The organism is Luteibacter sp. 22Crub2.1 (assembly GCF_900167995.1).
Classification (GTDB): domain Bacteria; phylum Pseudomonadota; class Gammaproteobacteria; order Xanthomonadales; family Rhodanobacteraceae; genus Luteibacter; species Luteibacter mycovicinus.
In genome coordinates, this window is record NZ_FUYT01000001.1 from 78891 (window position 1) to 93049 (window position 14159).

Here is a 14159-nt window from a genome sequence, read left to right on the forward strand (position 1 = left end):
TGCAGTGGCGGCAAAAGGTCACACCTCGTTGCCACTCCATCATTGCGAAGCTAGCATTTCCCCGATTTATTTCGATTTAAATGCAAGGGGAAGTATGGCTTCGCCAGGACATGTCAGGGGCGTGTCTTTGATCGAGGTGCTGATGGCGGTGCTGGTTTTCAGTGTCGGACTCATCGGACTATCGAGCCTTCTGATCACATCGTTCCGGTCTAATCAGGTCGGTTACCAGCGCACTCAGGCCGAATTTCTCGCGATGAGCATGGCCGATCGCATGCGTGCGAATCCGCTTGGCGTCTGGTCCGGAAGCTACAACTCCGCGTCCTATCCCCTCTCGGTCACACAGACATGCAATAAGGCCAGCGCATGTCCGCCGGCTAAAATCGCGCTGCGCGACCAGTCGATGTGGAGCACGCAGCTCACCACCTTCCTTCCCAACGCCACGGCATCCATCGCGTGTACGAACGGCGCGACGGCGAATGCCACGCAGCTGCTGGTCCGCCCACCCTATGCGGGCAACTGTGTGATGCGTATCAACTGGACTGAGCGCGCGGCCGGCGACAGCTCCCATCAGGACGCCGGTACACGGACTTACGTGTGGAATTTTCAGCCATGACCGCGATCTCGCCCCTGCGCGCGCACACGTCGCGAGGGCTCTCCCTTATCGAACTGATGGTCGCGCTCGCGCTCGGGCTGCTGGTCGCGGTCGGTATCGTCAATGTCTTCCTCGTTACGTCGCAGAGCAGCCTGGTGCAGACCCAGCTCGCGAAACTGCAGGAAGAAGGTCGTTTCGCGATGACCGCCCTGACGACGGACCTGCGCATGACCAACGCCCAGTACTGCAACAACATGGGCGGGCAGTCATCCACCCTGTCGAACGGCGTGATGTCCCTCGACCGCTACCTCCGGGCACCTCAGGTGCTGGTGTCCGGCGCCACCCTGCAATCCGCACTGCATGACGACACGACCACGTGGGCGTCGACCAGCGGCAGCAATACCTACCCCGCCTCGCCGACCGCCGCCTTCGCAATGCCTCCGTTCCTTTCCCTGCGCGGCTACGACTGCACGGTGAGCACGTGTACGCCGGGAGACCCGTCGACCTCGGGCGACACCTCGCCTCTCCCCGCTCAGGGCACGGAGGTCGGCAAGCGGGTGCTGGGAAGCAGCGTAATTACGCTGCGCTACCTCGACGGCTCACGCGGGTGGGCGCTCGACGGCAACCACAGCACGATGAACCTCAGCGGCAGGACCGTCACCAGTTTCACCATCGCGCCGCAGACCGGCGAGCCGCCGCTGTCCGATTACACGGCGGGCGATCTGGCCATGCTGTCCGATTGCAACGCGTCTCAGATCTTCGCGGTAACGGCCTCCGGCGCGACTTTCACACCAGCTGCCAGTAACTACGCATCCGTGACACAGCCCTCGGGCGTGATGCCCAGGCTCTTCGATTTCAACCGTGACTTCGTCACGGTCAGCTACTACCTGCAGGTTGTCGACGACAATAACGGGCATACGACGGGCGCGCTGATGAAGCGGGTGAACGGTGTCAGCGCGGAGGTCGTGCGCGGCGTCGAACGTCTCGATTTCCTGTATGGCGTCATGGACGCCTCGGGAAACACCAGCTATCAGACGGCCGCCCAGATCGACAGCGCCACGTCGTGCGCGTCGTCGACGGTCACGCTCACCGGCACGGATCCCGGCTGCCTGTGGCGTTCGGTCCAGGACATCGAGGTGCACATACTGATGGACGGCCAGGTCGCCCAGTACGGGCTCTCCTCCACCGACCTCCAGTACCAGTACTACGGCGACAGTGCGGTCACCGGACTCGCGGCGCCGGACAACAGCGCCCGCGCCGTGATGCCCAGCCAGCAGGGTTTCGACAATCACATGCTTCGACGTGAATTCTCGGCGCTCGTCGCGGTCAGGAACTACAACCCATGAAGCGGCAACGCGGTGCGGTACTGGTCCTGGCCATGATCTTCCTCCTGTTGCTGACGATCGTCGCCATCAGCACGTCCGGACGCTCGCTCCTTCAGGAGCGCATGGCGGGCGCGCTGCGCAACGCGCAACAGGCCGAGTGGTCCGCGGAAAACGCTTTACGCGGTGTCGAATGGAACCTGTTCAGTGGCGCAGGCGGGATCGCCTGCTACAACTCCAGCAACCCCGCGACGATCAGTCCGAAGGTCTCGGCCTTCCGCCAGTCCTCGATCTGGCTTACCGACGGCGCGACCGAATACAAGGGAGCGGGCGTCAGCATCGATTACACGACCGCGTCATCCGACGCGGCGTTGTCGACGGCTGTCATGGCCCGGAATCCCTGGTACATCGTCGAATACCTCGGTCAGGACCTCTCGCCCAACAACGCCACCAGTGCGGCGAAGGAAGCGGGCTCCAGCGGAACCGCGACCGCCAGGTTTTACCTGTACCGGATCACGGCGCGTGCCACCGGTGGCAGCCCGAACACGATCCGTGTCGTCGAAAGTATTTTCGTCACACCCAACCTCGTCGCCTGCACGCTGAGCTGAAGGATTCGATCATGTCCCTGCCCTCCTTCATCCGGCGCATGGCTCTCAGCGCGCTTGCATGCCTTCTCGTCGCCATGCCGGCCGCGGCCACGACGGTGACACTGAGCACGACGCCGCCCGGCGTCACCTCGAAGGTGGCGCCCAATATCGTCGTGACCTTCGACGACTCGGGCTCGATGAATTCGACCTCCATCCCCGACGCGATGGACGCGAGTTACGCCACGAAGGTGTACTACTCGGCGAAGGGCAATCCGATCTATTTCGATCCCACGGTGACCTACGTCGTACCGCCGGACGCGACGGGTGCCCCGCTGGGAACGCCCACGTTCACGGCGGCGTGGCGTGACGGCTACTGCGCCAACACACTGACGAAGAAGTGCTGGGCGCCCTCGAGTGGCAAATATATCGCGCCGAACGTCGTCGATCTGAGCACGGCCTTCTACGCCGGGTTCCTGGCCAATACGCTGGCGGGCAACTCGCCCTGCGCCAGGGACGCCAACGAATTGACCACCTGGTACGACAACGGCTCGTGCAGCCAGATGGATATCCCGACGTCCGTGCGTGGCGCGACCACGACGACGACGACGTCGACCGCCAATTCGACCTGCACGAACACCGGTTGCGGCAGCGCCAACGGAACCACCGGCACCCACACATACACGGGCAGCGACGGCAGCAGCTCAACCTATACGTGCACGGCAACGACCTCGGGAAGAGGCAACAACAAGACGACGACGACCAGTTGCAGCGTCGCCACCACGACGACGAAGACGTCCACCACATACGACCAGGGTGGTTTCTATTACGTCTGCACCTCGGCGACCAGCGACAGCACCTGTACGTACCATCTGGTCGCCAACGAATCGGCGGCGACCCAGCAGAACTTCGCCAACTGGTACAGCTTCTATCGCACGCGCAATCTCAACGCCCGTGCCGCCGTGGGCCGCGTCTTCGGCAGCATCGGCGACGGCGCGGTACGCGTCGCCTGGCAGACGCTGCAAAGCCAGTCGGCCAGCGGCAGCTACAACACCACGGGTTCCTATGGCGGCCCCTCGTACGGCCCACTGGCGTCCACGAGCAAGATTCTCGAACTGGCGAATGCCACGACGGGATGTACGGCGACCAGCACCAGCGACAGCTGCTGGCGGAGCCAGTTCATGAACTGGCTGTATGGCGCTCCCGCCAGCGGCGGCACGCCGACGCGCGTCGCGACGGTGGCCGCCGGCGAGTTCTTCAAACGTACACTGAAGACCTCGCCGACGTCGCAGGACCCGTACTGGAACGGCAGCACCAGCACGCCCGGCGAGCTGTCCTGCCGCAAGAACTTCAACATGCTGGTCACCGACGGCTACTGGAACGGCGACAATCCGTCGACGGTCAGCCCGAACGACAACAAGGCGGTGACACTTCCCGACGGCACGTCCTATTCGATCAGCGACGGTACGTCGAGAATCTTCTGGAATCAGACCGGCACGACCAATCCCTCGCTCGCGGACATCGCGTTTGCCTATTGGGCCAATGACCTGCGCAGCGACCTCAAGGACAACGTTCCGGCTTACTACCCCGACCTGACGACAGGCATCACCGGCAGCACCGCCACGGTGAATACCGCGTCCCCGGGCGCCACCCCCGAGGTGTATTTCAACCCGTCGAACGATCCCGCCACGTGGCAGCACATGTCGCAGTACATGGTGACGATGGGTATCTCCGGCAGCCTCACCTACCCCGATGACTACGCGGCGCTCCGCACGGGGAGCAACGGCAAGAAATGGCCGACGCCCAATACGTCGGGTGGCGCGACCAACATCGACGACACCTGGCATGCCGCGCTCAACAGCCGGGGTGGCTACTTCAGCGCGGCGGATCCCACATCGCTGGTGAACAGCCTGAGCACGATCCTGTCCTCCGTGATCGCAAGCAGTTCCACCGCCCTGACGCTGAGCCTCAGCACCAATGTGCTGACGACCAATGCCGTCGCCTACTACGCGGGTTACGACACCACGGACTGGAGCGGATCACTGCTGGCCAAGGCCGTGGGCACCGATGGCTCCATCGGCACCACGCTCTGGTCGGCCGGCACGATGCTGACCCAGCGCGCCGCCAGCGACCCGCGCATCCTCACCACAGGTACCGGACCGGGCACGGGGACCGGCGTCGCCTTTGCTTACGCCAACCTCAGCACGGCCGAGCAGGCCGCCATCAACTCGTCCGATGGCAGCGGCTCGACGGCGACCACCGATGGGCTGGGCGCATCGCGCGTCGACTGGCTCAGTGGCGTGCGCACGCTGGAAGGCACCTCCCTGCGCACCCGTACCTCGCTGCTCGGTGCGGTGTTCGGTTCGCAGCCGGCCTTCGTCGGCGCGCCCACGGGTGGCTACAGCGATACGTTCCCCAGCGGTTCGCCCGAGGCGGTGGCGCTGAAGAACGGTTCCGCCAACAGCTACTCCCGTTTTCTGGCGACCTGGGCGAATCGGCCGTCCACCGTTTACGTGGGCGCCAACGACGGCATGCTGCACGCCTTCGACGCCCGCCTCGCGTCGGTGAGCGGTGCATCGCCCGGACGGGAGATCTGGGGCTACGTACCGGCCAGCGTCTACGCCAACCTGCCGGCGCAGTCACGACTGAATAAATTCGCCTTCACGCCGACGGTCGACGGAAGCCCGGTCACCGGCGACGTTTTCTTCAACGGCGATAACGCGCAGAACAACTCGTCCGCAGGATGGCATACGTTGCTGGTCGGCTCGCTGCGCATGGGTGGACGCGGCGTGTTCGGTATCGACATCACCGATCCGTCGGCGGCGACGATGAGTTCCAGCGCCGCGGTCGCGAAAAAGGTGCTCTGGGAATTCAACAGCAGCAGCGTCTCCACAGCGGGCACGCCGGCCAATCTCGGTTACACCTTCGGCACGCCGGTCATCGCCCGCGTGGCATACACCAACACCGACAATTCGATCGGGCGCTGGGTGGTGCTCGTCCCCGGCGGTTACTTCCCCGATGGCAGCACGATCAGTGCCGCATCCAATACCTACAGTTCGCTCTTCGTGCTCGATGCGCAGACCGGAACGCTGCTCAAGGAAATCCGTACGCCGACCGGCACCGGCGCGGTAGCCAGTCATGGCCTCACCACGCCGGCCGTCGGTGACTACGACGGCGATCAGGTGGCCGACGTGGCTTTCGCCGGCGATCTGGATGGCAACGTGTGGCGGATCGACCTGTCCGCCGCCTCGCTGGCCTCGACCACCCAGTCGCAAGGTGTGAGCCTCCTGTTCCAGCCGGACACCGCCAATGCGCAGTCGATCACGACCTCCCCGCGACTCCTCGCCGACCCGACCTCCGCGTATTTCATGGTGATCTTCGGGACCGGTCGTTTCCTCAGCACGGCGGATACCTCCGACACCACCACTCAGGCCTTCTACGGAATCCGCGATCCGGGCAAGGCGGTGACCACGCCGACCACGGTCGCCGGGGGCACGCTGATCCAGCAGACCATGACCGTGGACAGCGCGACCGGGGCGATAGGTGTCACCAGCAAAGCCGTCGCATCCACCAATGCGGGCTGGTACCTGCCGCTGAACAACCCGTCGGGTGAACGCGTGGTCGTGACGCCCGCGCTCGACTCCTCGAACAACACTGTGACGTTCAGCACGTTGATCCCGACCGCCAACGACCCCTGCACGACCTCGAGCTCCGGCTCGGTCATCGCCCTTGACGGGACGACCGGCGCCGCCGCCATCGGTGTCTCGATCGGCAGCGCGGTGTCGTTCGGGACCGGCTACTCCCTTGCCGGCGCGCACGTCACGGGTGCGGCCAGTTCGGGCTCGCTCTATACGGCGGCCAGCCTTTCCGGCGGCACCGCCTACGCGGCCGGCCAGCTGACCTCCGCTGGCAGCACGTTCGGAACCAGCATCCCTACGGCCCGCCGACGTGCCTGGCGCGTCCTGAACAGCGAGAACTGATATGAAGATGCCACGCCGCGCGGCCGGATTCACCCTGCTCGAACTCATGGTCGTCCTCGTCGTGATGGCGATCCTCGCAGCCCTCGCGTTCACTTCGTACGCGCGTTACGGCTTCCGTGCCCGGCGCCCCGACGGACAGAAGCTGCTGCTGGCGATCGGCAATGCCGAAGAGCGCTACTACGCCCTGCACAACATCTACGCGGACCTTGCGACCATCGGTTACGCATCCACGACAACCGCCACCTCGGACAGCGGTTACTACACCGCGTCCGTCACCGTCGGTACCGTCAACGCGCTTGCCGGCCAGGGTTACACGGCGACAGCCGTGCCCGTCGGCAACCAGGCCAGGGATGTCTGCGGATCGCTGACGCTGACCGATACCGGCGTCAGGAGCCAGACCGGCACCATCGGCAACGGCAATTGCTGGTGATGTCCATGCCGTCGCGACCGCGTTCCATGGGGGGCTTCAGCCTGCTCGAGCTGATGGTGGCGATCGTCGTCGCCGCCATCCTCGCGGCGATCGCCGTGCCGTCGTTCCGGGCGAGCATCCAGCGCCACCGGTTGCTCGCCGCGGCCGACGAGCTGCAGGCCGCCGTGCAATACGCCCGCACGGAAGCGGTGCTGCGCGCCACCTATGTCTCGCTGTGTCCGAGCGCGGACGGCACCAGCTGCGCATCGTCGACCACCTGGGACACGGGCTGGCTCGTCTACAGCCACCCGGTAGCGACAAGCAAAGCCTCGGATGCCTATTCCGCCACGCCTGCCAGCGGTATGCAGATCCTGCGTGCCGCGGCGGCCCTGACCCTCGTGTCCGCACGCGGCGTCGATACGGGCGTGGTGACCTTCGGCCAGCAGGGCCAGCTCGAAGCGGTCGCATCGCGAAGCAACGCCGGCCAACCCGTGGCCTTCGTCCTGTGCGCGATGCCCGCGGGTCAGCCGGGCAGCGGCCTGGGGCAAAATACGACCCGCCTGCCGGGCACACGCATCGGTGTCAGTCCTTACGGCGGCATCGCCTCCACAAAGCTCGCGAGCACCGACAGTTGTCTGCCCTGAGGTTGCAACGGAGCGTTCGCACGCTGTCCACATTCGTGAACGTGACAGCAAAAGCGCATGGCCACCACTCGAGGTGAAGCGATGCCGTGGGATGTTTTGCCGTAAAGGCCTAGCTTCTACCGAATAGACGTAAAGCGACGCGCGTGCACAGCCTATACCTGAATCGCACTTCTGCTTTTCAAGGTTTCATATGGCTTCGACAAGACATGTCAGAGGTGTATCTCTGATTGAGGTCTTGATGGCGGTCCTGGTTTTCACGGTCGGCCTTCTCGGACTTTCCAGTCTCCTCATCGCCTCGTTTCGCTCGAATCAGGTCGGGTACCAGCGCACCCAGGCCGAATTCATCGCGATGAGCATGGCCGACCGCATGCGCGCCAATCCGCTCGGGGTCTGGGCCGGAGGTTACAACTTTGCGGCATATCCGCTGAGCGGATCGCAGGCATGCACGGCCGACGTTGCCTGCACGCCAGCCAAACTCGCGCTGCGCGACCAGTACATCTGGAGTTCGCAGCTCCGGACGTTCCTGCCCAACGCCAGTGCATCGATCGCCTGCAGCAATGGCACCACGGCGAATGCGACGCAGCTCCAGGTACGCCCGCCGTACGCCGGTAACTGCGTCATGCGGATCAGCTGGACGGAGCGCGGTGCCGGCGACAGTAAGCATCAGGATGCCGCTCCGAGGGTCTATGTCTGGAATTTCCAGCCATGAACCGCCCCTACGGTTTCTCCCTCGTCGAACTCATGGTCGCCATGGTGCTCGGCCTCGTCGTGGCGGGCGGCATCGTCAGCGTCGTTCTCACGACCACCGGCAGCACGGTCACGCAGACCCAGCTGGCCAAACTGCAGGAGGAAGGACGCTTCGCGATGACCGCGCTGACGACCGACCTGCGCATGACGAACGCGCAGTACTGCTCGAACGTCGGCGGTCAGTCCGCTCCCTTGTCGAACGGAGTCGTGTCACTGGACCGTTACCTGCGAGCGCCTCAGGTACTCGTGTCAGGCGCCGTCTTCCAGACCGCCATCAGCGACAACACGACGACGTGGGGCTCGACGAGCGGGACCAACACGTATCCCGTGGCGCCTGTCGCGTCATTCGCCATGCCATCCTTCCTTGCCTTGCGAGGGTACGACTGCACCGTCTCCGCGTGTACGCCGCAAGATCCCGCGGATCCCACCGGTAAAGGTATTCCCCAACAGGGGACGACAACGGGTAACCGCGTACCGGGCACCGGCGTGATCACCTTGCGTTACCTTGACGGCGCACGAGGCTGGGCGCTCGATGGCACCACGAGCAAGCTGACGCTGAGCGGAAGCTCGGTCGCCGGTATCACCGTCGTCCCGCAGACAGGCGAGCCGCCGCTATCCGCCTATGCCACCGGCGACCTGCTCATGCTCGCCGACTGCAATTCGGCCCAGGTTTTCGCCGCCACCCTTTCGTCCGCGACGTTTACGCCATCGACCAACTACAGCGCTCCGGCCCGGCCGTCCGGCGTCACACCGAGGCTGTTCGATTTCAACCGGGACTTCCAGACCGTTTCGTACTTTCTACAGGTCGTGGACGACAACAACGGGCACAAGACCGGTGCACTGATGAAGCGGGTCAACGGTGTGAGCGCCGAAGTGGTACGCGGCGTGGAACGGCTCGATTTCCTCTACGGGGTGATGGACGGCTCAGGCAACACCAGCTATCGCACCGCGGCGGAGATCGACAGCTCGACGGCGTGCGCGTCATCGACGGTGACCGTTTCCGGGACCGATCCCGGCTGCATGTGGCGGTCCGTACAGAGTATCGAGGTTCACATTCTGATGGACGGACAGCTCCCGCTGTATACGCTGACCCCGACCGACCTCCAGTACCAGTACTACGGAGACAGCGCGGTTACCGGACTCTCGTCGCCCGACGATACGAAGCGAGCGGTGATGCCCAGCCAGCAGGGTTTCGACAATCACATGCTGCGGCGGGAGTTCACCGCCGTGGTGTCGATCCGGAACTACAACCCATGAACCGGCAGCGCGGTGCCGTGCTCGTCCTGGCGATGATCTTTCTGCTCATCCTGACCATCGTGGCGATCAGCACATCCAGTCGCTCATTGCTGCAGGAGCGCATGGCCGGAGCGATGCGCAACGCGCAACAGGCGGAGTGGTCCGCCGAGAACGCCTTGCGCGGCGTCGAATGGAACCTCTTCAGCGGTAACGCCGCCGTCGCCTGCTACAACTCCAGCAACCCTTCCACGATCAGCGCGAAGGTCACGGCATTCCGACAGTCATCGGTCTGGATGGTCGACGGCGCCACCGAATACAAGGGCGCCGGCGTGACCATCGATTACACGAAGAAAAGCAGCGACGCCGCGTTGTCGACCGCCGTCATGGCGCGCAACCCCTGGTATGTCGTCGAATTCCTCGGTCAGGACCTCGCCCCGGGTAACGGAACCAGCGCCGCCAAAGAGGCCGGATCGAGCGGATCGGCGACGGCGAAGTTCTACCTGTACCGGATTACCGCACGCGCCACCGGGAGCAGTCCCAACACGATCCGCGTCGTCGAGACCACCTTCGTCACGCCGAACCTCGTCACATGCACCCTGACCTGAGGCCCCAGCCGATGATGAAAGAGAAGCCATCCACCGCATGGGCCGCCCTCCTGCTGGTCGCGCTGGCGTGGATGGCGTGGGTGCCGAGCGTGATCGCGGGTACGGTGACGGTGAGCAAGACGCCGCCCAGCGTCACCTCGAGGGTCGCACCCAACATCGTCGTGACCTTTGACGATTCCGGCTCGATGAACGCCACGTCGATCCCCGATGCGATGGACGGTTATTACGACAAGAAATACTACTACTCGGCCAAGGGCAATCCGATTTACTTCGATCCGACGGTGACCTATGTGGTACCGCCCGATGCCAATGGTGTTCCTCTGGGCACGCCGACGTACAAGGCGGCCTGGCGCGATGGCTATTGCGCGAACACGTTGACGAAGAAGTGCTGGTCGCCCAACAACAGTGGTTACCTCGACCCGATCGTGATCGACCTTTCGAAGAATTTCTATGCCGGGTTTCTCTCGAATACCCTGGCCGGCAACGCCCCCTGCGCGCGCAACGCCAATGAGCTGACGACGTGGTTCTACACCACCACCAACCCGCGCGGAAATCCCGTCAACGCCTGCCAGCAGATGGATATTCCGGAGGTCGTGCGTGGGAAGACGACGACCAGCACGACGACGAGCGATACCTCGACCAGCGTCACGACGACGACCTGCACCACCTTGATCCTCGGAAACTGCGGCACGTTCAGCGGTTTCACCGGCGTCAAAACGGTGGTGAACAGCCCTACGAGCGTCAGCGTGTGGACCTGCAACACCGTGATCAGCATCGGCGTGGGCGGGATCCGGCTCAGTATCACTACCTGCACCATCGTCACGACGGTAACCACCACCACAACGACCACGACGACGACCACGACGACCGATACGGGCGGTTTCTACTACGTCTGCACATCGCCCACGGATGAAAGCACCTGCGTCTACCACCTGGTGGCGAACGAGTCGGCAACCATTCAGCAGAATTTCGCCATCTGGTACAGCTACTACCGGTCGCGCAACCTCAACGCCCGTGCGGCGATCGGACGCGTGTTCGGCAGCATGGCCGATGGTTCGGTGCGCGTCGCATGGCAGACACTGCAGAGTCAGTCGGGTTCGAGCACCTATAACGCTTCCGGCTCGTACAGCGGTCAGTCGTACGGGCCGCTGGTGTCGACCAGCAAGATTCTCGAACTGGCCAACTCGACCGGTTCGAGCTGCCTGACGTCCAGTACCAGCGACCCGTGCTGGCGCAGCCAGTTCATGAACTGGATCTACGGCGTGCCGGCCAGCGGCGGAACCCCGACCCGCGTCGCGACGCAGGTCGCCGGCGACTTCTACAAGCGCAGCCTCGCCACATCGGCCGGAGCGCTGGACCCGTACTGGAACGGCAGCACAAGCAATCCCGGCGAGCTTGCCTGCCGGAAGAACTTCAACATGCTGGTCACCGATGGCTACTGGAACGGCGACAGCCCGGCGGCGGCCGGGTCCGACGCCGTCTCGACCACGCTGCCTGACAAAGTCGCTTATTCGACATCGGACAAGACGTCCAGGATCTTCTGGAACGAGGCGGGGACGACCAGTCCATCCCTCGCGGATATCGCCTTTTATTACTGGGCGACGGATCTGCGAACCGACCTCAGGAACATCGTGCCGCCCTATTACTCGGACCTGACGACCGGCGTCACCGGCGCCACGTCGACCGTCAGCTCCACCAACCCCGGCAGCAACAGCGAGGTCTACTTCAATCCGTCCAACGACCCCGCAAGCTGGCAGCACATGTCGCAATACATGGTCACCATGGGCATCTCCGGCACGCTGGCCTATCCGGGCGACTACGCGGCGTTGCGCGGCGGCGGCAAACCGTGGCCGACACCGACGACGGGCGGCGGAGCGAGCAATATCGACGACACCTGGCATGCCGCGGTGAACAGTCGCGGCGGCTATTTCAGCGCCGCGGATCCCACGTCGCTCGTCAGCAGCCTGACCACCATCCTGTCCTCGGTGATCGCCAGCAGCTCCAGCTCACTCACGCTCAGCCTCAGCAGCAACGTGTTGACCACGGGCGCGGTCGCCTACGCCGCCGGCTACAACACGACCGACTGGAGCGGATCGCTCACCGCGAGTCTGCTGAACGCCAACGGCAGTGTCGGCGACGCGCTCTGGTCGGCGGGCGACATCCTCAACGCCCGCGATCTCAGCAAGGACCCGCGCTTCATCGCTACCGCGACCGGGCCTGGCACGGGCACTGGCATCACCTTCGCCTACACGACGTTGAGTGCCGCTCAAAAGGCGATCCTCGACTCCTCCGACGGGACGGGGTCCGCCGCCACGACCGACGGGCTGGGCGCCAAACGTGTCGACTGGCTGTCCGGTGTCCGGACGCTCCAGGGCACCACCTTCCGTTCGCGCACGTCCCTGCTCGGGGCGGTCTTCGGTTCGCAGCCGACGTATATCGGCGCACCCAACGGCGCGTACAGCGATGCGTTCCCCGCCAATTCGCCGGAGGCGCTGGCGCTCAAGACGGACCAGACCACCAGTTATTCCGCCTTCCTGGCGAAGTGGGCGGCGCGCCCGGCGACCGTGTATGTCGGTGCCAATGATGGCATGCTGCATGCCTTCGATGCCCGGCTCAGCACCGTTGCGAACGCCATTCCGGGTCGCGAGATCTGGGGGTACATCCCGGCCAGCGTCTATGCCAGCCTCCCCGCCCAGACGCGTCTGACCAACTTCAGCTTCACCCCCACCGTCGACGGGAGCCTCGTGACGGGCGACGTCTTCTTCAACGCCGCCAACACCGCGAACAAGACCACCGCGGGCTGGCACACGCTGCTGGTCGGCGCGCTGAGACTGGGTGGACGTGGCGTTTATGGCATCGACGTGACCGATCCGTCGGCGGCCACGCTCAACACGAGTACCGCCGTAGCGTCGAAGATCCTCTGGGAATTCAACAGCGACAGCGTATCCACGGTCGGAACCCCCGCGAACCTCGGCTATACCTTCGGCACGCCGGTCATCACACGCGTCGCTTTCAACAACGGTGACAGCAACAGCACCGTCGGGCGCTGGGTCGTACTGGTACCCGGCGGCTACTTCCCGGACGGCAGCACCGCCGCGGCCGCAAGCAACACCTACAGTTCGCTGTTCGTTCTCGACGCCCAGACCGGCACGCTGCTCAAGGAGATCCGTACCCCTTCCGGTACCGGGGCCACGTCGAGTCACGGACTCAGCACGCCCGCGGTGGGCGACTACGACGGCGACCAGGTTGCCGATGTCGCGTTCGCCGGCGACCTCGACGGAAACGTCTGGCGCATCGATCTGTCGGCGACCACCCTGGCGTCTACGGCCCCCTCTCAGGGTGTGAGCCTGCTGTTCAAGCCCGCGACCGCCAACGCCCAGTCGATCACGACATCGCCGCGCCTCCTGGCCGATCCGACGTCCGCCGCCTTTCTGGTGATATTCGGTACCGGGCGCTACCTGAGCACGGCGGATACCGCGGACACCACCACGCAGGCGCTCTACGGCATACGCGATCCGGGCACCGCCGTGGCGTCGCCGGTCACGGTCGCTGGCGGCAACCTCTTCAGGCAATCCATGACGGTCAATTCGGCCAATGCGATCGGCGTCACGAAAAACGCCGTGGCGGCGACCCGGTCCGGCTGGTATCTGCCGCTGGATGCGACCGCCGGGGAGCGCGTGGTGGTCACGCCGGCCCTCGATTCCAGCAATAACACGGTGTCCTTCAGCACGCTCATTCCGGCAGCGAGCGACCCATGCACGACCTCCGGCTCCGGCTCGGTCATCGCGCTCGACGGCACGACCGGCGGCGCCGCCTTCGGCGTTTCCATCGGCGCCGCGACGAGCTTCAGTGCGGGCTACTCACTGGCCGGTGCACGCGTCAGCGGCGCCGCCAGCTCGGGCGCGCTTTACTCCGCGGCCAGCCTGAGCGGCGGCATGTCCTACCTGCCTGGCCAGGTCCTCGCCTCGGGCGCGACGGCCGCCAACAGCATTCCGACCGCGCGGCGTCGCTCGTGGCGCGTCCTGAACAGTGAGAACTGA

10 protein-coding genes are annotated in these 14159 nt (G+C 64.7%); all 10 read left to right on the forward strand.

Annotated features, from left to right (window positions below; all coding sequences use genetic code 11):
- Window positions 1-121 precede the first annotated feature (121 nt).
- The 10 genes from pilV (B5X73_RS00300) to B5X73_RS00345 all read left to right on the forward strand — a co-directional run bounded on the left by pilV (B5X73_RS00300) (window position 122) and on the right by B5X73_RS00345 (window position 14159).
- Complete coding sequence (pilV, locus tag B5X73_RS00300) at window positions 122-613, forward strand: type IV pilus modification protein PilV (RefSeq protein WP_176167666.1); 492 nt, start codon at window positions 122-124, stop codon at window positions 611-613.
- Window positions 610-1938 (forward strand): PilW family protein, encoded by a 1329-nt coding sequence (locus tag B5X73_RS00305; RefSeq protein WP_079519845.1) that lies wholly within the window; start codon window positions 610-612, stop codon window positions 1936-1938. Before pilV (B5X73_RS00300) ends, B5X73_RS00305 begins: the two co-directional genes overlap by 4 nt.
- Complete coding sequence (locus tag B5X73_RS00310; protein ID WP_079519847.1) at window positions 1935-2522, forward strand: pilus assembly PilX family protein; 588 nt, start codon at window positions 1935-1937, stop codon at window positions 2520-2522. The genes B5X73_RS00305 and B5X73_RS00310 overlap by 4 nt, the downstream gene beginning before the upstream one ends.
- An 11-nt stretch (window positions 2523-2533) precedes the next feature.
- Window positions 2534-6478 (forward strand): pilus assembly protein, encoded by a 3945-nt coding sequence (locus B5X73_RS00315; RefSeq protein ID WP_079519849.1) that lies wholly within the window; start codon window positions 2534-2536, stop codon window positions 6476-6478.
- Window position 6479: 1 nt separating this feature from the next.
- Entirely contained in the window at window positions 6480-6908 is a 429-nt protein-coding gene (locus tag B5X73_RS00320) for a type IV pilin protein (protein WP_079520327.1), read from the forward strand.
- 5 nt (window positions 6909-6913) lie between these two features.
- On the forward strand, window positions 6914-7531 hold the full coding sequence (locus tag B5X73_RS00325; RefSeq protein WP_176167667.1) for a GspH/FimT family pseudopilin: 618 nt from the start codon (window positions 6914-6916) through the stop codon (window positions 7529-7531).
- A gap of 190 nt (window positions 7532-7721) precedes the next feature.
- Window positions 7722-8240, forward strand: a complete 519-nt coding sequence (pilV, locus tag B5X73_RS00330) for a type IV pilus modification protein PilV (protein WP_079519853.1) — start codon at window positions 7722-7724, stop codon at window positions 8238-8240.
- A complete protein-coding gene (locus B5X73_RS00335; RefSeq protein ID WP_079520328.1) occupies window positions 8237-9535 on the forward strand; it encodes a PilW family protein in 1299 nt (432 codons plus the stop codon). Before pilV (B5X73_RS00330) ends, B5X73_RS00335 begins: the two co-directional genes overlap by 4 nt.
- Window positions 9532-10119, forward strand: coding sequence for a pilus assembly PilX family protein (locus B5X73_RS00340; protein WP_043694056.1), 588 nt, complete (start codon window positions 9532-9534; stop codon window positions 10117-10119). Before B5X73_RS00335 ends, B5X73_RS00340 begins: the two co-directional genes overlap by 4 nt.
- Window positions 10104-14159, forward strand: a complete 4056-nt coding sequence (locus tag B5X73_RS00345) for a pilus assembly protein (RefSeq protein WP_079519855.1) — start codon at window positions 10104-10106, stop codon at window positions 14157-14159. Before B5X73_RS00340 ends, B5X73_RS00345 begins: the two co-directional genes overlap by 16 nt.